We start from the raw sequence: 23,126 nt of genomic DNA, 5'->3' as shown, positions 1-23,126 counted from the left end.
GGCACTGCGAGCAATCCGGCCGACGACGTGAACGCAGCTGACACCCACCAGCAGCCGGGTGAGCCGCACATCCAGGTGCTCAAGGGCAACCCGACCAACGAGGAGCTAGCGGCGCTGATCGGCGTGCTGGGCGCCGCGGGCGGCGAGGCCGACCCCGGCATCCCCGACCGCAACCTGTGGGGGCACCCGGCCGACAAGCTGCGGTACGCGATGGTCAGCTGGCAGCGTCTGACCCTGCTGGAGCGGACCCACATGCGCCGATGACGCGCATCGTGCTGGGGTCGGCCTCCTCGGGCCGGCTCCAGGTCTTACGCCACGCCGGCGTGGAACCATTGGTGATGGTCTCCGGCACCGACGAGGACGCCGTCATCGCCGCGCACCAAGGCACACCACCGCATGACGTGGTAGCCGCTTTGGCGGCCGCCAAAGCCGATGCGGTGGTCACCGCCCTGAGCCCCGAGGTAACCGCGGATTGTGTTGTCATCGGCTGTGATTCGATGTTGTTCATCGACGGTCGGCTGCGCGGGAAACCCGAGTCGCCCAGCGCGGCCCGCGCGGCGTGGCAGGCGATGGCCGGCCGAGCCGGCCAGTTGTACACCGGGCACTGCCTGATCCGGCTGCGGCACGGCGAAGCAACCCATCACATCCGCGAATCCGCGGTGACGACAGTGCATTTCGGTACGCCGTCGGATGCCGAGTTGGCCGCATATGTGGACAGCGGCGAGCCGCTGCAGGTCGCCGGCGGCTTCACGCTGGACGGGCTGGGCGGGTGGTTCATCGACCGCATCGACGGCGCACCGTCCAATGTGATCGGACTGAGCTTGCCGTTGCTGCGGTGCTTGCTGCAACGTGCCGACCTGTCGGTCGCCGAGGTCTGGGCGGCCAACGCGCCCCGTTGAGCCGTTATCGGATCGCAATACAAGAGCAACCGCTTTGAGCCGCAGGCGCGCCGACCCGCCTCGGCTCCCCCGCCGCTACTGCGCCAGACACTGGGACGATGCCAGTCGAAGAAACCATGTGGGACGTCCCCGTGCCGCGGGACATCGACCGCTATGACACCGAACGCCTGCGCGCGGCGCTGGCCAACGTCGTTCGCAGCAAACTCGCACCGGGCAAACACCTGCTGCGGGTTGTCACCTGGTGCGCCGACGGGGGCGCGCTGTTCCGGCCAAAGCCGGGCGCGCGGCGCTTCGCCGTGGCCTACGAGGTCGCGCTGACCGCCTGACCGTCGCCGAACGTGCATGCCGCGCGAGGTTTCGGCCGGATTCGCGCCCTGGTCACACATTCGGTGCAGTGACGACCCACACAGCCCCGGTGGGTAGGCTCGATCTTGTGCCAGTGCCTGCTGATCCAAGTCCAGCCCTGCAGTCCTACGCCCACCCCGAACGGCTGGTGACGGCCGACTGGCTGTCGGCCAATCTGGGCCGTCCCGGTCTGGCGGTCGTGGAGTCCGACGAAGACGTGCTGCTTTACGACGTCGGCCACATCCCGGGCGCGGTCAAGATCGACTGGGTGACCGATCTCAACGACCACCCGGTGCGCGACTATCTGGACGGCGCGAAGTTCGCCGCGCTGATGGACCGTAAGGGCATCTCGCGCGACGACACGGTCGTCATCTACGGCGACAAGTCCAACTGGTGGGCGGCCTACGCGCTGTGGGTGTTCACCTTGTTCGGCCACCCCGATGTGCGACTGCTCGACGGCGGTCGCGACCTGTGGATCTCCTCCGGCCGGGAAACGTCGTTCGAGGTGCCCGACAAGGTCACCACCGGCTACCCGGTGGTGGAGCGCAACGACACCCCGATCCGGGCCTATCAGGAGGACGTGCGGGCGATCATCGGCAAGCAGCCGCTGATCGACGTCCGCTCGGCCCCGGAGTACACCGGCGAGCGCACCCACATGCCCGAATACCCCGAGGAGGGTGTGCTGCGCGGCGGGCACATCCCCACCGCGGTGCACATCCCGTGGAGCACAGCGACCCGCGAGAGCGGCCAGTTCCGCACCCGCGACGAGCTCAACGAGATCTACGGGTTCCTCACCCCCGAGGACGACACGGTCGTCTATTGCCGTATCGGCGAGCGGTCCAGCCACACCTGGTTCGTGCTCACCCACCTGCTGGGACTCGAAGGGGTCCGCAACTACGACGGCTCGTGGACCGAATGGGGCAACGCGGTGCGGGTGCCCATCGTCGACGGTGCCGAACCAGGAACAGCGCCCGCCTGATGAGCATGCCCGCACCGCTGGCCGAGGTCGTCGCGGACTTCGCCGACGTCGAGGGCCAGGACAAGCTGGCGTTGCTGCTGGAGTTCGCCAACGAGCTGCCGCCGATCCCCGCCGAGTTGGAAGAAGCGGCGATGGAACCGGTGCCGGAGTGCCAGTCGCCGCTGTTCCTGCACGTCGACGCGGCCGACCCGCAACGGGTGCGGCTGTTCTTCAGCGCTCCTGCCGAGGCGCCGACCACCCGCGGATTCGCCGCCATCCTCGCGGCCGGCCTCGATGCGCAGCCGGCCACCGACATCCTGGCGGTGCCGGAGGACTTCTACACCGATCTGGGCCTCGCGGCGCTGATCAGCCCGCTGCGCTTGCGCGGCATGTCGGCGATGCTCACCCGGATCAAGCGGCGATTGCGTGATCTGTGAAGGATGACCCGTAAGGGGTCTGTAAACCCGCCCGGTGTTCGCACCTTAAACTCTTGCGGGATACATTCTTAAAGACGTTTCTTAGAGAACTTGCCGTCAGGAGGGCCAGTGGCGACACATGCCAGCTCAAAGATCTCCAGGGTGCTCGTCGCCAACCGCGGGGAGATCGCGGTCCGGGTAATCCGGGCCGCCCGTGACGCCGGGTACGGCAGCGTGGCGGTGTACGCCGAACCCGATGCCGACGCGCCGCACGTCCGGCTGGCCGACGAGGCCTTCGCCCTGGGTGGGCAGACCTCTGCCGAGTCCTACCTGGACTTCGGCAAGATCCTGGACGCCGCCGAGAAATCCGGCGCCAACGCGATTCACCCCGGCTACGGCTTCTTGTCGGAGAACGCCGACTTCGCGCAGGCCGTGCTGGACGCCGGGCTGATCTGGATCGGCCCGAGCCCGCAGTCGATCCGCGACCTCGGTGACAAGGTCACCGCCCGCCACATCGCAGCCCGTGCCCAGGCCCCGCTGGTTCCGGGCACCCCGGACCCGGTCAAGGACGCCGACGAGGTCGTCGCGTTCGCCAAGGAGTTCGGCGTTCCGGTGGCCATCAAAGCCGCGTTCGGCGGCGGCGGCCGCGGTATGAAGGTGGCCCGCAGCATCGAGGAGATCCCCGAACTGTTCGAGTCCGCGACCCGTGAAGCGATCGCCGCCTTCGGCCGTGGCGAGTGCTTCGTGGAGCGCTACCTGGACAAGCCCCGCCACGTCGAAGCGCAGGTCATCGCCGACCAGCACGGCAACGTCGTGGTCGCCGGCACCCGCGACTGCTCGCTGCAGCGCCGCTTCCAGAAGCTGGTCGAGGAGGCGCCGGCGCCGTTCTTGACCGACGCGCAGCGCAAGGAGATCCACGAGTCCGCCAAGCGGATCTGCAAGGAAGCCGGCTACTACGGTGCAGGCACCGTGGAGTACCTGGTCGGCCAGGACGGCCTGATCAGCTTCCTCGAGGTCAACACCCGTCTGCAGGTGGAGCACCCGGTGACCGAGGAGACCTCGGGCCTCGACCTGGTGCTGCAGCAGTTCAAGATCGCCAACGGCGAGCAACTGGACATCACCGAGGATCCGCAGCCGCGGGGTCACTCCTTCGAGTTCCGGATCAACGGCGAGGATGCCGGCCGCGGCTTCCTGCCGGCGCCCGGCCCGGTCAACACCTTCGAGGCCCCCACCGGCCCCGGCGTCCGGATGGACTCCGGCGTCGAATCCGGCTCCGTCATCGGCGGTCAGTTCGACTCGATGCTGGCCAAGCTGATCGTGACCGGCGCCAACCGCGAGGAGGCGCTGGCCCGCTCGCGGCGTGCACTGGCCGAGTTCAAGGTGGAGGGCCTGGCAACGGTCATTCCGTTCCACCGCGCGGTGGTTGCCGACCCGGCGTTCATCGGCGACGAGAACGGCTTCTCAGTGCACACCCGCTGGATCGAGACCGAGTGGGACAACACCATCGAGCCGTTCACCGGCGACAGCCCGGTCGACGCCGAAGCCGACACCCTGCCTCGCCAGAAGGTGATCGTCGAGGTCGGTGGCCGTCGGCTGGAGGTCTCGCTGCCCGGTGACTTCGCGCTGTCCGGCGGCGGGGGCGGCGGTGCCGCCGGTGCCGTCCGCAAGAAGCCCAAGGCCCGCAAGCGGGGCGCGCACGGCGGGGCCGCGGCCTCCGGCGACGCGGTCACCGCACCTATGCAGGGCACCGTGGTGAAGGTGGCCGTGGAGGAAGGCCAGGAGGTGGCCGCCGGCGACCTGGTGGTCGTCCTGGAAGCCATGAAGATGGAGAACCCGGTCACCGCGCACAAGGACGGTGTCATCACCGGCCTGGCGGTTGAGGCCGGTGCGGCCATCACCCAGGGCACGGTCATCGCCGAGATCAAGTAACCCGTTTGTCGATCCGCGAGCGTGCGCAGGCCGCTGCAGCCGGCTTTTTGCGCGCGCTCGCGACGGAGGTCAGACATGGAGCCGGTCGAGATCAACGCCGGCGCGTGGTACCTGCGGGCCTTGCGCGCCGACGACCGGGTGGACGACCGGCCGGCCCTGGCCGAGCTGGGTGAGGACGACCCCGGCTATATCGCGCGCAGCGCCGCCGGCTGGGCAGCCGACACCGGCTATTCGTGGGCGGTCTGTGAGCCCAGCACCGGTGAGCTGCTCGCGGAGGTGACGCTGGACCCGGGCTCCGGTGCGATCGCGACCCGGGCGCGCGAGGGTCATGGTGAAGCGGCGCTGACCGCCGCCGCGGCGGTGCGGCGCTTCGCCGCCGCGGCATTGTCCTGACCCCGACCCGCCGGGAGTCGTATTCTCAACGGTATGAACGCGACTCTCAGCCGCCGTACGCGGCGCACCCTGGTGGTTTCGGCGGCAGTCGCACTCCTCCCGGCGATGCTGGCGGCGGCCGCCGGCACGGCACAGGCCGAAACCACCCCGACCTACTTCACCAACCCGAACGGCACCCTCGAGGTGATCTACAGCGGCGGTGGACTGGCCCTGTACGCGACCATCGTCGATACCGCCAACCCGCCGGGGGCCACCGAGTTCTGCCACTATCACGCGGTCGGGGTGATGTCGACGCCGGCGTTCTCCCACGATGCCGACACCATGGTGACCGGACCGCACCCCTCGGCCCCGGTGACGATCATGTTTCAACAGCTCGGCGGCACCTACAGCGTCAACGTGACCTGCAACGGCACCGGCAATTCCGCCAGCTACTCCCCGGTCGTCTACTGACGGCCCAGATTAAGGGCTTCAGAAGGGTTCCCTGAGGACCGTTACTGAACTGTTGTCGGCCCTGTCCGGCGGGCGTAGCGTCGTGCCCACAGTTCACGTGATCCAGCAGCTGGTCGACTGATGGAGCCACCATGTCTGCAATGCATAAAGCCGAGTTCCCGATCCAGACCTGGGAATGCGGCAGAGCACAACTCACCGCGCACTGGGGCCGCTCGGGCGGTGTGATCGGCGTGCAGGGCGCGATCGACGCCGACAACGCCGATGAATTCGCGGGACGGATGCGGCGCTGCGCGGCGCGGTGCGAGTGGCTGGTGGTGGACCTGACCGAGCTAGAGTTCCTAGATGCTGCCGGACTGTCGGCCTTGCAGCGGATCAACACCCGGTGCGCGGAGGTCGATGTGTGCTGGGCGCTGGTGCCGGGCGCCAGGATGTCCCGGCTGTTGCGGGTCCGCGACCCTGACTCCACCCTGCCGATGGCCGGGTCACTGGCCAGCGCGCTGGCCAGCGTGCAGAATCCGCGTCGGCTATTGCATTCGATTTCGTAACCGGCGCACTCAATTTGCCGGTCGGTGCCGGTATGCCTCGGGGTGCTCGTCGTACCAGCGGTCGGCGATCCGGCGCACCCGCCGGTGTTCGACCGCGACCCACACCAAGCCGAGCGTTGCGGCGATCACCGCGACCGTGCCACTGGTCATCCCCTCGCTGTGATGTCCCGTCGCGAACGCCGCCAGGGATCCGGCGAAGGCGATCACGCCCGCCACCACCAAGATGTATCCCGGCCAGCTCACTACGTCGATCAGCGATTCGCCAGCAAAAGGCCGCGTCGTCCGCTGGTGGTCGACGGGGTCACGATAGCTATCGCCCATGACTGCTCCTTCCCGCCACTGGATCACCCGTTCCCGGGGCCATCTCCCACGATAGATCTCCGAGACGTCCCGAACCATGGAGTTCAGCCGAACAGGGTGACGGCCGTTTCGGCGCACCATCGACCCACCGCGAATCCTGCTGCGGCGCATGGACCGGAGCCGCCTTGGTGCGGTCTATTCGGCCGGGGTACCCGCTGGGCTCGATGGGCAAACAGCGGACGCTGTCACCGGGATGCCGCGCGCAGCGCCGCGAGCAGCGGTTCGGCCGCCTCCTTCAGGAACTCGTCTTGGGCTTCACCACCGACCTGAACCAGCGCGATATCGGTGAAACCCGCCTCCCAGTACGCCCGCACGGACTCGACGATGGCGTCCAAATCGGGTCCGCACGGGATACCTTCCGCCACGTCGGCCGGGCGTACATACTGTGTCGCGCCCGCGAAGGCGGCCGGTGTCGGCAGATCGGCGTTGACCTGCCAGCCACCACCGAACCAGCGGAATTGCTTATGGGCGCGCTCAATTGCGACGTCACGGTCCCGATCCCAGCACACCGGCAATTGGCCGACGACCCGACCGTCGGCGGCCAGTCCAGCGGCTCGACGCGCGGCATGCCAGCCGTCCACCAGCGGTTGGTCGGGTTGTACCGCGATCAGGTGATCCGCGAGCGTGCTCAGATTCCGGATCGCCCGCTCCCCGGCCATCGCCACCGCCACACCGACGCGCGTGTCGGGTAGATCCCACAGTCGCGCCAGGTCCACCTGGAAGTAGTCGCCGCGCCAGTTCAGTGTTTGTCCGTCCAACAGGGCCCGGATGATCTCGATGGCTTCGCGCAGCATGTCGTGACGGCGCTGTACCGTCGGCCAGCCCCGCCCGATGACATGCTCGTTGAGGTTTTCACCGCTGCCCACACCCAGGGTGAACCTGCCGTCGGCCAGGATTCCCACGGTGGCGGCCTGCTGAGCGACGATCACCGGGTGGTAGCGCATGGTGGGGCAGGTGACGTAGGAGTACAGGTCCACCCCTTGGGTGGCCTGGGCGACCGCCCCCAGCACCGCCCAGGCGTTCGGTGCGTGACCCTGCGACGTCAGCCACGGCGAGAAGTGGTCGCTGCAGACGACGAAGTCGAACCCGCGTTCTTCTGCGGCGACGGCGTTACGGACCAAGTCTTTTGGCCCACGTTGCTCGGTCAGCAGGGTGTAGCCGAAACGGGTCATGCCGGCACGGGTACCCGGCCGGTACCCGCCCAAACGGGCCCGTTCAGCATGGGATGGGCTGTCCCTAGGTTCAACCGGGCACTGCTCGCCATTCTTGCGCGGGGGCGCTGAGCGTGGCAGCGGTTTCCAGCAACATCGCATGGACGAACGCCTGCGGTAGGTTCCCGCGCAGCTGACGCTGGGCGATGTCGTATTCCTCGGAGAGCAGGCCCGCCGGACCGCAGGCTGAGCGGTTACGTTCGAAGTATCGGACCGCGGCCCAGTCGTTGCCCTGCTGGTGTTCGGCCAGCGCCATCATGAAGCCGCACAACAAAAACGCACCCTCGGCCTCTCCGAGGTCGCGTTCGTCGTGGCGGAATCGGTAAACATACTGTTCGACGACGAGCTGGTCACGCACCGCGTTCAGTGTCGCCACCGTACGCGGATCGTCGGCAGGCAGCGCTGCGCGCACGGCGGGCAGCACCAGGGAGGCATCCACACCCGGCAGATCCGGACTGCGACGCCAGTAGCCGGCGGGGTCGAGCCCATGCCGCGCGGTGTCGGCCAGGATGACATCGGCCAGCACGGCATGCGAAGCCAGGCCGCGGACGCGGTCGGCCAATCCCGCCACTGCGCGCAGTCCCGCCACACAGTTCAGTCGTGAGTGGGTCCAGTTCCGGTTGGCCAGTTCCCAGATCCCGGCGTCCGTGTCCTGCCAGCGGGCCTCGACGGTGGCCACGGCCACGTCGATCGCCCGCCATCCGTCTGCGGACAGCCGATCCGCGCGGGCCGCCGCGGCCAGCAGCTGCAGCGCGTCGCCGACGGCGTCGAGTTGGAATTGCCTATTCACCCAGTTGCCCGTCTTGTCGGTGCCACCGGGATATCCGGCTAGGTCGAGGGTGGACTCATCGGGCACGGTATCTCCCGAGACGGTGTAGGCGGGTTTGAGCTTGGGCCCGTCGTCGAGCACCCGCGCTGTGACGAATCCGGTTGCGGCATCGAGAAGGTCGGTGGCACCGACGACCGAAGCGGCGAGTCCGGCGTAGCACTGGTCTCGGATCCACACGTAGCGATAGTCATAGTTCTGGTTGGTGTGGGCGCGCTCGGGCAGGCTGGTGGTGGCCGCGGCGACCATGCCGCCGCCGGCGCTGGTCAGGCCACGTAACACCGCCCAGGCTTGGGTCGCGTCGTGTGGCGCGATGCTGTCGGCGAGGTCGGGTCGCATCCGCGCCCAGGCGTTGGTGGTCGCTTCCCACGCCACGTCCGCGTTCACCAGGTCCGCGGGCAACGCCTGCTCAGACACCTCGAACACCAGATCGTGGTGCTGGCCTTCGGGAACCGACAGTTCGGCGCTCAGCACCGCGCCGGCGCCGTGTTCGCTGGGGTGCGGCTCGCCCGCCGCGCAGCCGGTGAACCGCCACCGCAGGTCGCCGGTGCGCCCCGTCCACACCCCGTCGTGACGGGCGAGGTGCCCGCTGGCGTAGTGGCCGAACCCCGCGCGCGGCTCCAGCATGACCCTCACCCGCGCCGGCCCCCGCACCGCCTCGATCCGGCGCAGCATCACCACCCGCTTGTGGTCGGCGGGAAAAGCCAGCGCCTCGCGGCATTCGATCTCGCCATCGTGGGTAACCCAATGGCTGTGCCAGATCAGACTGCCCGGTTCGTAATACCCGCCCCAGACGTGTCGCTCCTGCTCGGGCGTGACGGCGAAAGCCCCGCCGCCACCGATCAGCGTCGCGAACACCGCCTCGGAATCCCAGCGCGGCGCGCACAGCCAGGTCACCTCGCCGTGCGGGCCGATCAACGCTCCACGTTCACCGTCGGCCAGCAGCGCGTACTGGCGCAGCACCTGCGGCGGGAACGCCGCATGCAGGTCGATGTGGTCCTTCGCTCCCATCGAAAGCTGTTTCCCCGGGAGCCGGCGTGTTCAAACGTCGCATCCGCGGACCTACGCTGTGGCAGAACTGCGGCCCACCTGCACGCTTCATGGGAGCGGCTGACGTGACCACAAGCCACATCGACCTGGGGAGCTTCGCGCACCCTGCATTCTTCTATCACTCGATGCAGGACTACCTGGACTGCCTGGTGCCGTTCGTCACCGCCGGTCTGGATGCCGGGTATCCGGTGCTCGCGGCCCTACCGGGAGCAAATCTGGCCATGCTGCGCGACGCATTGGGCGGCGACACCAACCCGGTGACCTTGCTCGACATGGCGCAGGACGGGCGCAATCCCGGCCGCATTCTGGGTGGTGTGCTCAGCGCCTTCGCGGTCCAGCACGCACCACAGCCGGTGCGGATGATCGGCGAGCCGATCTGGCCACGCAGATCGCCGCTGGAATACCCCGCCTGCGTGCAGCATGAGGCGTTGATCAACAGGGCTTTCGCCGGCCACGATGTGATCATGTTGTGCCCTTACGATGCAACACATCTCGAGGCCGACGTGCTTGCCGACGCCCGCATCACGCATCCGACGCTGTGGTACAGCGGACTGCCCGAACAAGTTAGTCCGGACTTCGCACCGGAGTCGGTGTGGCAGCGCTACAACCAGCCGCTGCCCCAGGTGTCCACGGCGGCCACCTACATCGCCGAGTGTCTCAGCGATCTCCATGGTGCTCGCGGCTTTGCCGTCCGGTACGCGCGCCGGTACGGGCTCTCCCCGGACCGGATCGCTGACCTGCAACTGATCGTGACCGAGTTGGCCGCCAACAGCTTGCAGCACGCCGACGGGCCCTGTGCGATTGCGCTGTGGCACCAGGACGGGAATCTGGTGTGCGAAGCACGCGACAGCGGACACCTCGCGGATCCGATGGCCGGACGCCGGCCGGTGCACCGCGACAGTGCCCGCGGACGCGGCCTGTATCTGGTCAACGCGATCGCCGATCTGGTGCGCACCCACACCGCCCCGGGTGGCACGACGACCCGGGCCTACCTGGGGCTGCAGACGCCCTGACCGTCGGCCAACGCAGCCAACAGTTCCGCGAGGTGTACCGCTTCCGCTTCGCCGTCATGCAATTCGTGGATCTGAGTACGACAGCTGAACCCGTCGGCGAGGATCACCGCATCCGGGTCGGCGTCGCGGATCGCCGGCAGCAGTACCCGTTCGGCGCAGGCCTTGCTGACTTCGAGATGGCCGAGTTCGAACCCGAAATTACCTGCCAACCCGCAACATCCGGAGCCAAGCCGCTCCACGGACACCCCCGCGTCGGCAAGCAGCTGGGCATCGGCGTCCCAGCCGAGCACCGCGTGCTGATGGCAGTGCACCTGTGCCAACGCCGTCACATGGCCGCCGTGTCGCGGCGGGGTGTACCCGGGGGTGTGGCAGGTCAGCAGCTCGGCGAGGGTCACAGTCTGATGCTGCAGCCGCTGCACGTCCTGATCGTCGGGGAACAGCTCGGCGGCATCAGCGCGGAAGACGGCGGTGCAACTGGGCTCCAGGCCCACCACCAGGCCGCCGGATCGTAGGTGGGGACCCAACGCGGATACCGTGCGGCGCAGCACCTTCTTCGCGGTCGGCAACTGCCCGGTGGAGATCCAGGTCAGCCCGCAACACAATCTCGGTGGCGGCAGGAGGACCTGCCAGCCCGCGTCTTCGAGCACCTGGACGGCGGCCCGGCCCACCTGTGGATGGAAGCAGTCGGTGAAGGTGTCCGGCCACAGCAGCACGGTGCCGTTGCGGCCTGCGGACGGCGGCTGCCGCCGCGAGTTGAACCAATGCCGCAATGTGCGCCTGGCGAAGCGCGGGATCTCCCGGTCCTCGACGCCGGCGGCGGCAACCGCGGCCCGTCGCAGCACCGGTGCGTGGGTCATCGCGTTGGCCAGCCGGCCTAACCGTGCCCCGGTGACCATCCGCGCCACCACCGGCAGCCAGCCCATGCTCAGATCCGAGCGAGGACGACGCCACGGCCGGCCCGCGTAATAGTGGGCCAGGAACTCGGCTTTGTAGGTGGCCATGTCGACGTTGACCGGACAATCGGACTTGCAGCCCTTGCAGGACAAGCACAGATCCAATGCGTCCTTGACGTCCGGGGAGCGCCAGCCCTCGGCGATCGGGCCATCCCCGTGGCCGTTGAGCATCTCGAACAGCAACCGGGCGCGGCCGCGGGTGGAGTGCCGCTCTTCCAGCGTCACCTGATACGACGGGCACATCACCTGACCTTCGCTGGTGTCGTGCCCCCGGCATTTCCCGACACCGACGCAGCGGTTGGCGGCTCGCACGAACGACCCGCCGTCGTCCAAGTAGTGAAAATGCAGGTCCTGCGGCGCATTCGGCGCCCACCTGGCGCCCAGTCGCAAGTTGGCGTCCAGCGGGTGCGGGTCCACCACCTTGCCGGGGTTCATGCAGTTGGAGGGGTCGAAGATGGCTTTGAGCTCGCCGAAGGCCGATATCAGTCGTTCGCCGAACATCCGGGGCAGCAGCTCACCGCGGGTCTGTCCGTCCCCGTGCTCCCCCGATAGTGACCCGCCCAGTTCGGATACCAGGTCCGCGGCACGCTCCAGGAAGTGCCGGTAGGTGGCGACGCCTTCGGCGGTGAACAGGTCGAACGGTATCCGGGTGTGGATGCAGCCCTGGCCGAAATGGCCGTAGAGGCTGGGGCCGGTCTCACCGCTGTAGCCGAACTCTTCGTAGAGCGCCTGCAATCGGCGCAGATACTCCCCCAGCCGTTCGGGTGCGACCGCCGAATCCTCCCATCCTTCAAAGGTATCCCGGTGCCCGGGGACGTGCGCCGTGGCACCCAGTCCGCCTTCGCGGACCTGCCAGAGTTCGTCTTCGATCGCCGGATCGTCCAGAAAGGACACCGTCGGAGCGTGTTCGGTTTCGTGCAGTCCGTCCAGCAGTCGCTGGCCGGCCGCGTCTGCCTCGTCTTGGTCGTGGGAGCCGAATTGCACCATCAGAAACGCCGGCCCTTTCGGCAGCTTCTTGAGCGCTTCGGGGTTGAGGTGCTGGATCCGTTCGTCTTTGATCAGCTTGGCGTCCAAGCCCTCCAGCGCGGTCGGTTGATACTCCAGCACCGTCGGTACCGCGTCACCGGCTTTGTCGACGCTGGGATAGCCCAGCACCACCAGAGCACGCTTCTCGAGCACCTCGACCAGTTTCAGCTCGGCACGCAGCACGGTCACCAGCGTCGATTCGCTGCCGACCAGTAGGCCGGCCACGTTGAAATCGTTCTCCGGCAACAGCGAATCCAGGTTGTATCCCGATACCCGACGCGGGATCCGAGGGAACCCGGCCCGGATGTCGTCGGCGAACTCATCGCGCAGGCCGCGCAACCGGCGGTACACGGCGGCACGCAGGTCACCCCGCGCCTCGATCCGGGCGTACTCGTCGTCGCTGGTTTCACCGCACCAGAACCGGGTGCCGTCGTACAGCAGCACTTCCAGACGTGCGATGTTGTCGACCACCTTGCCGACTCGCTGAGCCGTCGATCCGCACGCGTTGTTGCCGATCATCCCGCCCAGCGTGCAGTTGGCATGGGTGGAGGGCTCCGGTCCGTACCGAAGTCCGGTCGGTCCGAGTTGCCGATTCAGCTCGTCGAGGACTATGCCGGGCTGCACGACGCAGCGGCGCGCGTCGGCGTCCACCGATTCCAACTGGTGACAGTACTTGGAGAAGTCCAGCACCACCGCCGAGTTAGTGCATTGGCCGGCCAGGCTGGTGCCGCCGCCCCGCGACAACACCGGGACACCGCACTCGCGTGCCACCGACACGGCATCCACCGCGGCCTCCGGAGTGTGGGGCACCACCACCCCGATCGGCACCTGCCGAAAGTTGGATGCGTCGGTGGCATAGGCCGCCCGGCTGCCGTTGTCGAAGCGGACCTCACCATCGACGCGGTCGGTCAGCATGCGTTCCAATCGTGCTACGTCGACGTCCACCCAGCCCGCTCCCTTCGCCGTCACCTGCCGGGACTACCCGGTTTGGCGGCCGAACGAAACCGGGTACTCCGCGGCCGTGACCCGTGCACAGATGACCAGCGTCCCCGCACTGCCCGGTGCACGCGGTCCGCTGTCGACAACGATCCGCAACCGGCTCACCGGACCGGCCTCCCCGGCCGCCCACTTTCCCACCCCGGCAAGCGATACCGACCCGTACGGATTGGATCTGCACCTTGCGCTCTGCCTGTGCTACGAGTTGCACTATCGCGGCTTCGCCGGCGTGGATCCGGCCTGGGAGTGGCATCCCGAGCTGTTGGCGCTGCGCGCCGACCTCGAGCGGATGTTCCTCAGCGCGGTGCAGCGCGATTCCGGACGGCTACCCGCGCCGACCACGGCTGCCGACGAAATGGATGCGCTGGCGCTCGAACCCGTGGGCGGCGCCGGGCTGTCGCGCTACCTGCAGGACAACGGAACCTGGGCCCAGATGCGCGAATACTTCGTGCACAGATCGCTGTATCACCTCAAGGAGGGTGATCCGCACGCCTGGACGATTCCGCGGCTGACCGGTCAGGCCAAGGCATCGTTTGTCGCGATCGAGTTCGACGAATACGGTGCGGGACGCGGCCCGCGGCTGCACCAGCAACTGTTCGCCGACCTGATGGACTCCGCCGACCTCGATGGGGCCTACCTCGGTTACCTCGAGGCGGTCCCCGCCGAATCGCTGGCCGCGGTCAACCTGATGTCGTTGTTCGGGCTGCATCGCCGTTGGCGGGGGGCCTCGATCGGGCACTTCGCGGCGACGGAAATTACCTCCCCGCCCGGATCGCGTCGCCTGGTGGCAGCGCTGACCAGATTGGAGGCACCCGAACCCTGTGTCGCGTTCTATCGCGAACACGTCGAAGCCGACGCGGTGCACGAACAGGTCGTGCGTAACGACGTAGTGGGCGACCTGCTCAGCCGCGAACCCGACCTGGAGGCCGACGTGGTGTTCGGAATCCGGGCGTACACCGTCGTCGAAGACCGACTGGCCGACGCGATGATGCAGCCCTGGCTGGCGGGGCAGTCCTCGCTACGACGGCCGTTGGTCTGACTCCTCGGCGCGACGGCAACCTCGATGGCTGGTATCACAGAGTGGATAGCTTCTGCTGCGCCCACAGGCGCAGATCGCCACCATGAACCGGTCTGATTCGACGGTGCGCTCAGGGGTCTCGATACGGACCGGTCCCGATACCAATACCGGCCCGTTCCGAGTCACCTGCACCAGCCGACGGTCCGTCACGGCTTGTCCGCCCTGATCACCACCAGTTGCTCCTGACGAAGGCCACGCGGGATGCGGCCCGTTCCTTCCAGCCAACCCGCCCGCGCAGACAACACCGGCCCGAACGGAATCCATTGGGAGGAAATCACTTCAGCGTCCAATCCGGTCGCTCGAAGCGACTCCAGCGATCGGCCGGCGTCGGCGAACACCGACTGCACCAACAGCATCGCACCGCCGCGGCACAACAACGTGGCAGCCGATCGGCACAACGGCTCGAGGACGGTGCGTCCGTCCACCCCACCGTTCCACGACCACTCGGGGCCGCCCGCCAACGGCACCGGAAACGATCCCGGAGGGGTTGGCACGTAGGGCGGGTTGGACACGATCAGCTCAAACGGCCCGCGGGCCAACGCCTGCGTCCAGGGCCCCTCCCACACCTCGACGTCGACTCCCGCGTTGCGCGCATTGTCCCGCGTGCACCGCACCGCGTGTGGGCAGACGTCTATTGCGGTGACACTGGCCGCACCCAGCTCCGCTGCGGCGATCGCAACCACGCCGCTGCCGGTGCACAAGTCCAGCACGCGGCGCTGATCGGCCAGGCCGGACAGTTCCATCGCATCGATGAGCAACCGCGAATCTTCCTGTGGCACATATACCGGAGTCGCCGTCATAACCTGATTCACTCGGCGGGATTACCCCGTGCGCACGCCGGGGAAACGGCGAGCCGCGTTTACCCGTGCCCCAACCGGGTAATCGGGGCGGTATGGCTCGTCCGAAGGTAGTGGTGGTGACGGGAGCGAGCGCCGGTATCGGCCGGGCGGTGGTACGGGTACTCGCCAAGCGCGGATACTGTCTCGGGCTTCTTGCCCGCGGTAGCGCCGGACTCGACGCGGCCGTTGCCGAGGTGCGTGCCGCCGGCGGTCAGGCGATGGCCATCACCACCGACGTCGCCGACTACGCCCAAGTGGACCAGGCGGCCGAGCTGGTCGAAGAACGGTTCGGTCCGATCGACGGCTGGATCAATGTCGCGTTCACCTCGTTGTTCGCGCCGTTCGCCGTCATCGGGCCCGATGAGTACCGTCGCGTCACCGAAGTGACATATCTGGGTTTCGTGCATGGAACGATGGCCGCCCTGCGGCGGATGCGCCCGCGAAACGGTGGTGTCATCGTGCAAGTCGGCTCGGCGCTGGGAGTTCGCGCGATTCCGCTGCAATCCGCTTACTGCGGCGCCAAACACGCCGTCAACGGATTCACCGAGTCGCTGCGGACCGAATTGATGCACGACGGCAGCGACGTCCGGATCACCGTGGTGCAGATGCCCGCGGTCAATACGCCGCAGTTCTCCTGGGTGCGCTCGCGGCTGGACAGGCATCCGCAGCCGGTGCCGCCGATCTATCAGCCCGAGGTTGCGGCCCGTGCGGTTGCGTACGCCCTGGATCATCCTCGGCGCAAACAGTACTGGGTGGGTGCCAGCACCGTCGGTACCATCCTGGGTCAGCGGTTGGCGCCGGCATTGCTGGACCGATACCTGGCCCGAACCGGTTATGAATCGCAGCTGACCGACCAGCCGGTGAGTTCGGACCGGCCCACCAACTTGTGGGAGCCGGTGGACGGCCCCGACGGCAGCGACTTCGGCGCCCACGGGGTGTTCGACGACAGCTCACACGGCCACTCGGCGCAATTCTGGGTCAGCCGGCACCGGTACTCGCTGCTCGGGGCCGGCCTGTTGGGGGCCGGCGCGTTGGTCGTCTCCGTCTGGGGAGGGCGCCAGGCCGCGTCCTGAACGGCGCTACTCGCGCTGCTCTTCCCGGTCCTGCTGGCTGCGAGCCTCCGCGCCGGTCATCCCGACGTCCAATGCGTCGTCCGGCGCGGTGCGGCCCACATAGATGTCGTCGCCGCGGTGTGCCCGCGAACCCGCCTCGTGCGTCTCGGGCTCGACGTCCGCTTCGGCCTTGTGCCCCTTCATCGATCGTCCCCTTCTATTGGTTGTACCGGCGACACCCCGCGTTACGTCCGGGCCTTGTGTCGCGGAATGAACTCTTGAACCTTGACTTTGATGCCCTCCCTGATCAGTCCGAAGGCGTCCTCGTCTCCCTTGAGTACCGCGGTGGCCGCGCTCTTCATCTGATCGAAGCTGGCGTGCGGCGGCACCGGCGGAATATTGGGATCGCAATGGACGTCGAGGACCATGGGCCGATCGGCGGCCAACGCCTGATCCCACGCTGGGGCGATCTGTCCGGGATCCGTCAGCGTCGCCGCCTCCAATCCCAGGCTGTGGGCGAAGCTCGCGTAATCAATGCTTGGGATGGTCTGCGACTCAGGGAATTTCGGCGCTCCCGCCATCGCTCGCATCTCCCAGGTCACCTGGTTGAGGTCGTTGTTGTGCAGAACGGCGACGATCAGCCGTGGATCCGCCCACTCCTGCCAATAGTGTGCGATCGTGATCAGCTCGGCCATCCCGTTCATCTGCATGGCGCCGTCGCCGCTGAAAACGATCACCGGCCGGTCCGGGTGGGCGAACTTTCCGCCGATTCCGTACGGCACACCCGGACCCATGGTTGCGAGGTTGCCGGACAGCGAACCGCGCATGTTGCCACGGAACTTCAGGTTGCGCGCATACCAGTTCGCCGACGAGCCGGAGTCCGCGGTGACGATCACGTTGTCCGGCAACTTCGGCGAAAGCTCGTGGAACAGCCGCATCGGGTTGATCGGATCGGCTGCGACCCCGGCTTCCATCGCCATGGTCTCCCACCACCGTTGCACGTTCTTCTCCACGGTCTCCCGCCACGACCGGTCAGCCTTGCGTTCGATCAGCGGGATCAGTTCACGCGCCGTCGCCGCGGCATCGCCGACGAGGTTGACCTCGTTGGGATAACGCATTCCGATCAGCGCGGGGTCGATGTCGATCTGCACTCCGCGCGCCTGGTCGTAGCCGGGCAGGAACTGCGTGTACGGAAAGCTGGAGCCGATGGTCAGCAACGTGTCGCAGTCGCGCATCAACTCGTAACTCGGGCGGGTGCCCAGCAGACCGATTCCGCCGGTTACCCAGGGCAGCTCGTCGGAGAGCACATCCTTGCCCAGCAGCGCTTTGGCGACACCGGCGCCCAACAGCTCAGCCAGCTCGGTGATCTCGTCGACGGCTCCCTTCGCACCACATCCGACGAGCATGGCGACCCGCTCACCGGCATTGAGTACGTCGGCGGCACGCTGCAATCCGTCGCGGGCGGGCCCGATCTTCGGCCACTCGAAGCCCAGGCTGGAGGGAACCATCTTGAAGTCGTGAGTGGGCGGCGAGTATTCCAGCTCCTGAACGTCGGCGGGGATGATGACCGCCGTCACCGTGCGCTTGGTCAGTGCGGTCCGGATCGCGCGGTCGAGCACATTGGGGAGCTGCTCGGGCACCGTGACCATCTGCACGTACTCGCTGGCCACGTCCTTGTACAGGCTCATCAGGTCGACTTCTTGCTGATAGGAGCCGCCCATCGCGCTGCGGTTGGTCTGGCCGATGATGGCCAGCACCGGCACCCGGTCGAGCTTGGCGTCGTAGAGGCCGTTGAGCAGGTGGATCGCGCCGGGCCCCGATGTCGCCGCACACACCCCCAATCGCCCGCTGAATTTCGCGTAGCCCACCGCTTCGAAGGCACACATCTCCTCATGGCGGGCCTGCACGAACTTCGGCTCGTTGTCAGCGCGCCCCCACGCGGCCAAAAGACCGTTGATGCCGTCGCCGGCGTAGGCGAACACCTTGTCGATCTCCCAGTCACGTAGCCGTTCCAACACGAAGTCGGACACCAGGGTGCTGGCCATTACGCACCTCTTTCTTGGTTCACGAGCGGATATTCCACAGCAGCGGTTACCCACCGAGCGTGCTACTTAGACGTCCGTTCCCGGCCGCCGACCGCTCTACGTGCGCTACGCAGGTCAGCGACGAGCTGCTCGTAGGCGTCCTGCCGACCGTCGCTGCGATCACGCAGCACCGACGAAGGATGCACGGTCGCCACCACCAGCGGCCGGGTCGGCACGGTGACCGCCACCGCGGCGGGCAGATCCAGCACCTCGCCGCGGCAGGTGGAAACCCGGAAGCCGGTGCCCAGCAGACACTGCGCCGCCGTCGCGCCCAAGCAGACGATTCCGCGCGGACGCACCGCCTCGATCTCGGCGAGCAGCCAGGGCCGGCAGGCGACGACCTCGGTTCGGCCGGGCTTCTGGTGTATGCGCCGCTGGCCCTCCTTGCGGGTGAACTTGAAGTGCTTGACCGCGTTGGTCTGATACGTCTGCTCGGGCCCGATGTCGGCGTCGCGCAAGGCGCGGGCCAACAGCCGTCCGGCCGGGCCCACGAACGGCAGCCCCTCGAGGTCCTCCCGGTCCCCCGGTTGTTCCCCGACCAGCATCAGCGGCGCGTCCCGACGTCCCGCACCGAAGACCGTCTGTGACGCATTCTCATACAGCGGGCACCCGCGGCAGCCGCGTGCCGCGTCGCGCAAGGCCGCCAATGTGCGGGTCGTCGGCAGGAAGGCCGCGGCGCCCGGTTCAGGCGACGAGTTCGGGGGCAATGTCGGACTCCCAGAAATCGAAGAAGCGGTCCTGGTCCGGCCCGATCTGTTGAACGTAGATTTCCTCGAAACCGGCGTCGGTGTAGTCACGGATCCGTTCCAGATAGGGCTTGGCGTCAGGTCCGCACGGCACCACCTGCTGGACCGCGGACACCGGAACCATGCTGGCCGCCTGCTCGAAATGAGCTGGTGTGGGCAGTATTTGACCAAGCTCGCCGGGAAGCTGCTCGGTGGCCCACAGCTCGTGCGCGGTGCGAACCCCCTCGTCCCGGGTGGCGGCGTGGCATACCTTGAAGCCGGCCTGGGACGGCTTGCCGGCACCACCGGACTTCCGGAAGGCCGACAGCAGCTCCGCCGACGGCATCGCGCACTGAAAGCCGTCACCGATTCGACCGGCCAGCTGCGCGGCCGCCGGACCGAATCCGGAAACGTAGATCGGCGGCGGCTCGCTGGGCCGCGTGTAGATCTTGGCGTTTTCCACCGTGAAAAATTTGCCCTGATGGTTGATCTGCTTGCCGGTGAACAGCTGCCGGATCACCCCCACCGCTTCCTCCAGCCGTTCGAATCGCAACCGTGCCGTCGGCCAGTGTTCACCGGTGATGTGTTCGTTCAACGCCTCGCCGGTGCCCACACCCAACACGAAGCGGCCATCGAGTTGGGCGGCGCTGGTCGCGGCCGCCTGGGCGATCACCGCGGGATGGATCCGCACGATGGGGCAGGTGACCGCGGTGGTGACCGGCAACGCGCAGGCTTGCGACAGCGCCCCGATGACCGACCACACGAACGGACTGTGCCCCTGGCGGTCGGTCCACGGATGGAAGTGGTCGGAAATCCAGAGACGTTCGAATCCGACGGCTTCGGCCCGAACCGCTTGGCGCACCAATTCGGTGGGACCGAATTCCTCGCAGGACAGGAAGTAGCCGAAAGATGTCATGGCCACCGCATACCCGCCGCGCCGGGGATTAACCGCCGCGGTCGTCGGGTAGCCGATGCGGGTCAACGAACGTGCACGACTGAGGGGAGCAGTGATGACTGCGATGACGAGTTCATCCGGTTGGCCGAAGGCATGATGACGAACCGTCGCACCCGAAGCCGACCGTCCCGGTGGCGATGTGCTGCCGCGGCAGCTGCGGTTGCGGCGCTGTCCGCTGGATGCGCCGCACCGGGTGCGTCGTTGGAAAGCAGCCCCGACGTGGCTCTTCGCTCGGTTGAGGTTCCGCTGTACAACCCGGTGTGGTCCTACCGTCGTCAGACGCTGGTCGCGTCGACCGATGATCACCGGTTGGCGGAGGTCTCGGCTCTCGACCAGTCCGGGACGCACACGCGGCTATCGGAGGCGCTGGAGACCGGACGCAATCTGCAGATCAGCCAGAAGAACACCGGACTGGTGCTGGTTCCGCAACCCCGGAACGGACGTGTCGCCGTGGTGGACCTGGCCAGCCTGCGGGTCGTCGAGCATTTCCAGGCCGGCCCGGCCCCGGCGTATCTGTCCGAGGATGCCGGGCAGCGGATTCTGCTCGCGTTGTCGGCCGACGGGCGCTCGGTGACACCAGTGGAGCAGTACGGCTGGCGGGCGCTTCCGACCGCGGCGATCAGCGGTGACCCGGTCGACAGCATCGACGGCGCCAACCGCGGTCGCGCAATCGATTACCACCTCTACGGGTCGTCCGGCATCCGCTATTACAAGGGGCAGTCATGGCCCGCACCGGAACGCGGCAGCCTCACGATGGACGTCGCCGCGTCGGCCGGCGACGGCACCAAGGCAACCCGCAGCTACGTCGCAAGCGAGGGCCAGGACGTGCTGTACGCGGTCGACTCCCGGCGCGGCGGGGAGGGCATGGAGGTCGTGGGACATGCTGTGTTGCCGTCGTCGCCGATCCGCTTCCTCGGCACCGACAACACGCGCGTGTACGCGGCCACCGATCACGACGTGGTGGTGCTCGAGGCGGCAAGTGTCATCGGTTATCCGGGGGGCACGATTCCGATCCTGCGGGTGATCGACTACCGCAGCGCGCTGCCGGCCGGGCCGGCACGCTCCGCGGAGGTATCGGGTATGGCCATTGGCCCGCACCGGGTATACCTGCCGCTGGCCGGCCTGCCGTATCTGGTCAGTGTGGCCAAGCCGAGGGTGTGAGGACGCGAAGCCGATGACGATCAGCGTTGACGACGACGTGGCACTGCTCACCGAGCAGGTCGAGGAACTGAAACGGCTTGGTACCGACGGGCCGGCGGGTGACGGCGAGGTGTACGACTTCAGCATCCGCTGGGGCACCGCGCTGGCAGGGCGGCTGCCGCGACTAATCCACTACTACCGCCTCGGTGCGCTCAGCGACACCGATGCGCACCGGGTGCGCACGCTGTGGGACGAACTACGCGCGGTGTCGGTGCTGGCAGTCGGCTACGGGCTGGCATGCCCGACGCTTCCCGAGCCGGCGGTCGACCCGGGCCGATACTGACACAACGAAGGGAAAATCATGGGAAAGCACGAGGCATCATCCGCCTGGCAGCCGGACCCCGGCGATGCGGTCAGCCCCGATGTTGCCGCAGCCGTCGGCGCTGAGGAGTTCGACGAAGATCGGCTTGGGCTCGATCCCCTCGAAGAGGCGATGGACCCGCCAGAAGACTGGGTGGGCAGCAACAGCTTCGGCGTGACCGTCGAGGAACAACGCGAAGGCGAGAGTCTGGAGCAGCGACTGGCCCAGGAAGAGGCCGACGATATCGACATCGACGAACTCGGCGACGGCTAAACAGCGTCCTGGTCTGCCATCTTCGCCAGGTTTTCCAGCGACTCACGAACTTCGGACTTCAGCACCCTGGCGACGAGTCGGCCGACCGGGCCACTCAGCAGCCCACCACCCAGTTCCGCGGTGAGGTGCACGTCCGATCCGCGGCGGCGGACGGACATGGTCATCGCCAGCGCGATCCGCACTCCGCCGCGCCCCCGACCGGTCAACTCGATCCTGTCAGGCTCGTCGTAGCGGGTGACTCGCCAATGGATGACATTGCGAAATCCCTTGACCTTGATCAGCGACGACACCTCGGTGCCCTGGCCGACCGTTGCCGGCACAGCGCTGCGCCAGCCGCCGAAGATCGTCATCCACTCATCGAACCGAGGCAGATCCGAGGCGATCCGCCACGCGGACTCGGGCGTGAGATCAGATGCCGCCGTTACCTCGACTTTGGCCACCGGCGCTACCCGCGGACCGCCGCATCCTCATCGACGTCGGAAGTCGGTAGCTCGCGAATCAACCCCGAACAGAAGGCCGCCAGGTCATCCGGTTTGCGGCTCGACAGCAGCGGGGCCGTGTCCGCGTCGCAGCGGACGAATTCGGCGTCGACCCAGTCGCCGCCGGCGTTGCGGATATCGGTCTGCAGGCTCGGCCAGGAGGTAATCCGACGACCGGCGAGCACGTCGGCCTCCACCAGGGTCCACGGCCCGTGACAGATCACCGCCACCGGTTTTCCGGCAGCGAAGAATTCTTTGGCGAACGCGACCGCGCGGGGTACGGTGCGGAGCTGATCGGGGCTGGCCACGCCGCCCGGAAGCACCAAGGCATCGAACTCGTCGGCCGAGACGTCGTCGACCACGCGGTCGACATCGTATTGATCGCCCCGATCCAGGTGGTTGAACGCCTGGATCTTGCCGCGCGCCGTCGACACCAGCGTCGCCTCGGCACCGGCCGCGGTGACCGCTCGCCAGGGCTCGGTGAGTTCGACTTCCTCGACACCCTCCGGTGCCGCCAGGAACGCAACTTTGCGACCGTTCAGACGTGTCGTCATGGGATTCCCTTCTCCGCTCGTCTGCGTGCGGATACCCGAACGCCGGCGCAATCCAAACCGCGCCTCCGTCTGGTCACGTCTGGTGGGCGCACGGATGCCCTTGGCGACGGGGCATAGATAACTCATTGCTGCAGCGACCGTTTCGCGGTTATCCACAGTTGCAATTTCATCCACAGATCCATCCGGGGTTGACCGCTCTCGAGTAGTATTCGCTCG

At 67.5% G+C, this 23,126-nt stretch carries 27 protein-coding genes; 15 read left to right on the top strand and 12 right to left on the bottom strand.

Annotated elements, in window-relative coordinates; genetic code table 11:
• The first annotated feature begins 27 nt into the window (after positions 1-27).
• From AC5Y36_RS24565 to AC5Y36_RS24525, 9 genes are all read left to right on the top strand, one after another.
• Positions 28-264 carry an acyl-CoA carboxylase subunit epsilon gene (locus AC5Y36_RS24565; protein WP_500043583.1) on the top strand — a complete coding sequence of 79 codons (237 nt, stop codon included), beginning with the start codon at positions 28-30 and terminating at the stop codon, positions 262-264.
• Entirely contained in the window at positions 261-899 is a 639-nt protein-coding gene (locus tag AC5Y36_RS24560) for a Maf family nucleotide pyrophosphatase (protein WP_500043581.1), read from the top strand. The genes AC5Y36_RS24565 and AC5Y36_RS24560 overlap by 4 nt, the downstream gene beginning before the upstream one ends.
• Positions 900-997: 98 nt before the next feature.
• A complete protein-coding gene (locus AC5Y36_RS24555; RefSeq protein WP_500043580.1) occupies positions 998-1,225 on the top strand; it encodes a hypothetical protein in 228 nt (75 codons plus the stop codon).
• 107 nt (positions 1,226-1,332) lie between these two features.
• Positions 1,333-2,223 (top strand): sulfurtransferase, encoded by an 891-nt coding sequence (locus AC5Y36_RS24550; RefSeq protein WP_500043579.1) that lies wholly within the window; start codon positions 1,333-1,335, stop codon positions 2,221-2,223.
• Positions 2,223-2,639: a SufE family protein gene (locus tag AC5Y36_RS24545; RefSeq protein ID WP_500043578.1), complete on the top strand. Its 417-nt coding sequence runs from the start codon at positions 2,223-2,225 to the stop codon at positions 2,637-2,639. The genes AC5Y36_RS24550 and AC5Y36_RS24545 overlap by 1 nt, the downstream gene beginning before the upstream one ends.
• 108 nt (positions 2,640-2,747) lie before the next feature.
• The gene (locus tag AC5Y36_RS24540; protein WP_500043577.1) at positions 2,748-4,547 is read left to right on the top strand and encodes an acetyl/propionyl/methylcrotonyl-CoA carboxylase subunit alpha; all 1,800 of its coding nucleotides are present in this window, start codon (positions 2,748-2,750) and stop codon (positions 4,545-4,547) included.
• A gap of 75 nt (positions 4,548-4,622) precedes the next feature.
• A complete protein-coding gene (locus tag AC5Y36_RS24535; RefSeq protein ID WP_500043576.1) occupies positions 4,623-4,940 on the top strand; it encodes a hypothetical protein in 318 nt (105 codons plus the stop codon).
• A 33-nt stretch (positions 4,941-4,973) separates the two neighbouring features.
• Entirely contained in the window at positions 4,974-5,390 is a 417-nt protein-coding gene (locus AC5Y36_RS24530) for a hypothetical protein (RefSeq protein ID WP_500043575.1), read from the top strand.
• 131 nt (positions 5,391-5,521) lie between these two features.
• Complete coding sequence (locus AC5Y36_RS24525; protein ID WP_500043574.1) at positions 5,522-5,935, top strand: STAS domain-containing protein; 414 nt, start codon at positions 5,522-5,524, stop codon at positions 5,933-5,935.
• Between the two features lie 9 nt (positions 5,936-5,944).
• Here AC5Y36_RS24525 and usfY read toward each other — a convergent pair whose 3' ends face one another.
• From usfY to AC5Y36_RS24510, 3 genes are all read right to left on the bottom strand, one after another.
• Positions 5,945-6,256, bottom strand: coding sequence for a protein UsfY (gene usfY, locus AC5Y36_RS24520; protein WP_500043573.1), 312 nt, complete (start codon positions 6,254-6,256; stop codon positions 5,945-5,947).
• Positions 6,257-6,480: 224 nt separating this feature from the next.
• Complete coding sequence (locus AC5Y36_RS24515) at positions 6,481-7,467, bottom strand: TIGR03557 family F420-dependent LLM class oxidoreductase (RefSeq protein ID WP_500043572.1); 987 nt, start codon at positions 7,465-7,467, stop codon at positions 6,481-6,483.
• A gap of 70 nt (positions 7,468-7,537) precedes the next feature.
• Positions 7,538-9,343, bottom strand: a complete 1,806-nt coding sequence (locus tag AC5Y36_RS24510) for a glycoside hydrolase family 15 protein (RefSeq protein WP_500043571.1) — start codon at positions 9,341-9,343, stop codon at positions 7,538-7,540.
• A 104-nt stretch (positions 9,344-9,447) separates the two neighbouring features.
• On the opposite strand from AC5Y36_RS24510, the gene AC5Y36_RS24505 reads away from it, so the two are divergent.
• Entirely contained in the window at positions 9,448-10,395 is a 948-nt protein-coding gene (locus tag AC5Y36_RS24505; protein ID WP_500043570.1) for an anti-sigma factor RsbA family regulatory protein, read from the top strand.
• On the opposite strand, the gene AC5Y36_RS24500 is transcribed toward AC5Y36_RS24505, so the two are convergent.
• The gene (locus AC5Y36_RS24500) at positions 10,371-13,319 is read right to left on the bottom strand and encodes an FAD-binding and (Fe-S)-binding domain-containing protein (protein WP_500043569.1); all 2,949 of its coding nucleotides are present in this window, start codon (positions 13,317-13,319) and stop codon (positions 10,371-10,373) included. The two genes, AC5Y36_RS24505 and AC5Y36_RS24500, sit on opposite strands and share 25 nt — an antisense overlap.
• Positions 13,320-13,410: 91 nt before the next feature.
• On the opposite strand from AC5Y36_RS24500, the gene AC5Y36_RS24495 reads away from it, so the two are divergent.
• Positions 13,411-14,409 carry an iron-containing redox enzyme family protein gene (locus AC5Y36_RS24495; protein ID WP_500043582.1) on the top strand — a complete coding sequence of 333 codons (999 nt, stop codon included), beginning with the start codon at positions 13,411-13,413 and terminating at the stop codon, positions 14,407-14,409.
• Here AC5Y36_RS24495 and AC5Y36_RS24490 read toward each other — a convergent pair.
• Entirely contained in the window at positions 14,389-14,712 is a 324-nt protein-coding gene (locus tag AC5Y36_RS24490; RefSeq protein WP_500043568.1) for a CDGSH iron-sulfur domain-containing protein, read from the bottom strand. The two genes, AC5Y36_RS24495 and AC5Y36_RS24490, sit on opposite strands and share 21 nt — an antisense overlap.
• The gene (locus AC5Y36_RS24485) at positions 14,595-15,248 is read right to left on the bottom strand and encodes a HemK2/MTQ2 family protein methyltransferase (protein WP_500043567.1); all 654 of its coding nucleotides are present in this window, start codon (positions 15,246-15,248) and stop codon (positions 14,595-14,597) included. The genes AC5Y36_RS24490 and AC5Y36_RS24485 overlap by 118 nt, the downstream gene beginning before the upstream one ends.
• 92 nt (positions 15,249-15,340) lie before the next feature.
• Here AC5Y36_RS24485 and AC5Y36_RS24480 point away from each other — a divergent pair, with 92 nt between their 5' ends.
• Complete coding sequence (locus AC5Y36_RS24480; RefSeq protein ID WP_500043566.1) at positions 15,341-16,360, top strand: SDR family oxidoreductase; 1,020 nt, start codon at positions 15,341-15,343, stop codon at positions 16,358-16,360.
• 6 nt (positions 16,361-16,366) lie between these two features.
• On the opposite strand, the gene AC5Y36_RS24475 is transcribed toward AC5Y36_RS24480, so the two are convergent.
• From AC5Y36_RS24475 to AC5Y36_RS24460, 4 genes are all read right to left on the bottom strand, one after another.
• Positions 16,367-16,543, bottom strand: coding sequence for a hypothetical protein (locus tag AC5Y36_RS24475; RefSeq protein WP_500043565.1), 177 nt, complete (start codon positions 16,541-16,543; stop codon positions 16,367-16,369).
• A gap of 41 nt (positions 16,544-16,584) precedes the next feature.
• Positions 16,585-18,384, bottom strand: coding sequence for a thiamine pyrophosphate-requiring protein (locus AC5Y36_RS24470; protein ID WP_500043564.1), 1,800 nt, complete (start codon positions 18,382-18,384; stop codon positions 16,585-16,587).
• 62 nt (positions 18,385-18,446) lie between these two features.
• Positions 18,447-19,130, bottom strand: coding sequence for a UdgX family uracil-DNA binding protein (locus tag AC5Y36_RS24465; RefSeq protein ID WP_500043563.1), 684 nt, complete (start codon positions 19,128-19,130; stop codon positions 18,447-18,449).
• Complete coding sequence (locus tag AC5Y36_RS24460) at positions 19,108-20,064, bottom strand: TIGR03557 family F420-dependent LLM class oxidoreductase (protein ID WP_500043562.1); 957 nt, start codon at positions 20,062-20,064, stop codon at positions 19,108-19,110. The genes AC5Y36_RS24465 and AC5Y36_RS24460 overlap by 23 nt, the downstream gene beginning before the upstream one ends.
• Before the next feature lie 135 nt (positions 20,065-20,199).
• On the opposite strand from AC5Y36_RS24460, the gene AC5Y36_RS24455 reads away from it, so the two are divergent.
• The 3 genes from AC5Y36_RS24455 to AC5Y36_RS24445 are packed head-to-tail and all read left to right on the top strand — an operon-like array spanning position 20,200 to position 21,877.
• Positions 20,200-21,264 (top strand): hypothetical protein, encoded by a 1,065-nt coding sequence (locus AC5Y36_RS24455; protein WP_500043561.1) that lies wholly within the window; start codon positions 20,200-20,202, stop codon positions 21,262-21,264.
• A 13-nt stretch (positions 21,265-21,277) separates the two neighbouring features.
• Positions 21,278-21,586, top strand: coding sequence for a hypothetical protein (locus AC5Y36_RS24450; protein ID WP_500043560.1), 309 nt, complete (start codon positions 21,278-21,280; stop codon positions 21,584-21,586).
• A gap of 18 nt (positions 21,587-21,604) precedes the next feature.
• The gene (locus AC5Y36_RS24445; RefSeq protein ID WP_500043559.1) at positions 21,605-21,877 is read left to right on the top strand and encodes a hypothetical protein; all 273 of its coding nucleotides are present in this window, start codon (positions 21,605-21,607) and stop codon (positions 21,875-21,877) included.
• On the opposite strand, the gene AC5Y36_RS24440 is transcribed toward AC5Y36_RS24445, so the two are convergent.
• Together AC5Y36_RS24440 and AC5Y36_RS24435 are read right to left on the bottom strand one after the other, a co-directional pair.
• A complete protein-coding gene (locus tag AC5Y36_RS24440) occupies positions 21,874-22,317 on the bottom strand; it encodes a type II toxin-antitoxin system Rv0910 family toxin (protein ID WP_500043558.1) in 444 nt (147 codons plus the stop codon). The two genes, AC5Y36_RS24445 and AC5Y36_RS24440, sit on opposite strands and share 4 nt — an antisense overlap.
• 5 nt (positions 22,318-22,322) lie before the next feature.
• Complete coding sequence (locus AC5Y36_RS24435) at positions 22,323-22,910, bottom strand: type 1 glutamine amidotransferase domain-containing protein (protein WP_500043557.1); 588 nt, start codon at positions 22,908-22,910, stop codon at positions 22,323-22,325.
• Positions 22,911-23,126: the final 216 nt, after the last annotated feature.

Source organism: Mycobacterium sp. NGS50, assembly GCF_059812545.1.
The sequence above is the reverse complement of the archived record's forward strand: the minus strand, read 5'-3'. Positions and strand labels throughout refer to the sequence as shown.

Coding starts and splice junctions, on each gene's coding strand:
- AC5Y36_RS24535 (WP_500043576.1), top strand. CDS start 4,623: ATGGAGCCGGTCGAGATCAACGCCGGCGCGTGGTACCTGCGGGCCTTG.
- AC5Y36_RS24530 (WP_500043575.1), top strand. CDS start 4,974: ATGAACGCGACTCTCAGCCGCCGTACGCGGCGCACCCTGGTGGTTTCG.
- AC5Y36_RS24510 (WP_500043571.1), bottom strand. CDS start 9,343: ATGGGAGCGAAGGACCACATCGACCTGCATGCGGCGTTCCCGCCGCAG.
- AC5Y36_RS24470 (WP_500043564.1), bottom strand. CDS start 18,384: ATGGCCAGCACCCTGGTGTCCGACTTCGTGTTGGAACGGCTACGTGAC.
- AC5Y36_RS24445 (WP_500043559.1), top strand. CDS start 21,605: ATGGGAAAGCACGAGGCATCATCCGCCTGGCAGCCGGACCCCGGCGAT.
- AC5Y36_RS24490 (WP_500043568.1), bottom strand. CDS start 14,712: ATGGATTCCGTTCGGGCCGGTGTTGTCTGCGCGGGCGGGTTGGCTGGA.
- AC5Y36_RS24560 (WP_500043581.1), top strand. CDS start 261: ATGACGCGCATCGTGCTGGGGTCGGCCTCCTCGGGCCGGCTCCAGGTC.
- AC5Y36_RS24435 (WP_500043557.1), bottom strand. CDS start 22,910: ATGACGACACGTCTGAACGGTCGCAAAGTTGCGTTCCTGGCGGCACCG.
- AC5Y36_RS24480 (WP_500043566.1), top strand. CDS start 15,341: ATGGCTCGTCCGAAGGTAGTGGTGGTGACGGGAGCGAGCGCCGGTATC.
- AC5Y36_RS24450 (WP_500043560.1), top strand. CDS start 21,278: ATGACGATCAGCGTTGACGACGACGTGGCACTGCTCACCGAGCAGGTC.
- usfY (WP_500043573.1), bottom strand. CDS start 6,256: ATGGGCGATAGCTATCGTGACCCCGTCGACCACCAGCGGACGACGCGG.
- AC5Y36_RS24555 (WP_500043580.1), top strand. CDS start 998: ATGCCAGTCGAAGAAACCATGTGGGACGTCCCCGTGCCGCGGGACATC.
- AC5Y36_RS24495 (WP_500043582.1), top strand. CDS start 13,411: ATGACCAGCGTCCCCGCACTGCCCGGTGCACGCGGTCCGCTGTCGACA.
- AC5Y36_RS24475 (WP_500043565.1), bottom strand. CDS start 16,543: ATGAAGGGGCACAAGGCCGAAGCGGACGTCGAGCCCGAGACGCACGAG.
- AC5Y36_RS24460 (WP_500043562.1), bottom strand. CDS start 20,064: ATGACATCTTTCGGCTACTTCCTGTCCTGCGAGGAATTCGGTCCCACC.
- AC5Y36_RS24525 (WP_500043574.1), top strand. CDS start 5,522: ATGTCTGCAATGCATAAAGCCGAGTTCCCGATCCAGACCTGGGAATGC.
- AC5Y36_RS24545 (WP_500043578.1), top strand. CDS start 2,223: ATGAGCATGCCCGCACCGCTGGCCGAGGTCGTCGCGGACTTCGCCGAC.
- AC5Y36_RS24515 (WP_500043572.1), bottom strand. CDS start 7,467: ATGACCCGTTTCGGCTACACCCTGCTGACCGAGCAACGTGGGCCAAAA.
- AC5Y36_RS24485 (WP_500043567.1), bottom strand. CDS start 15,248: ATGACGGCGACTCCGGTATATGTGCCACAGGAAGATTCGCGGTTGCTC.
- AC5Y36_RS24455 (WP_500043561.1), top strand. CDS start 20,200: ATGACGAACCGTCGCACCCGAAGCCGACCGTCCCGGTGGCGATGTGCT.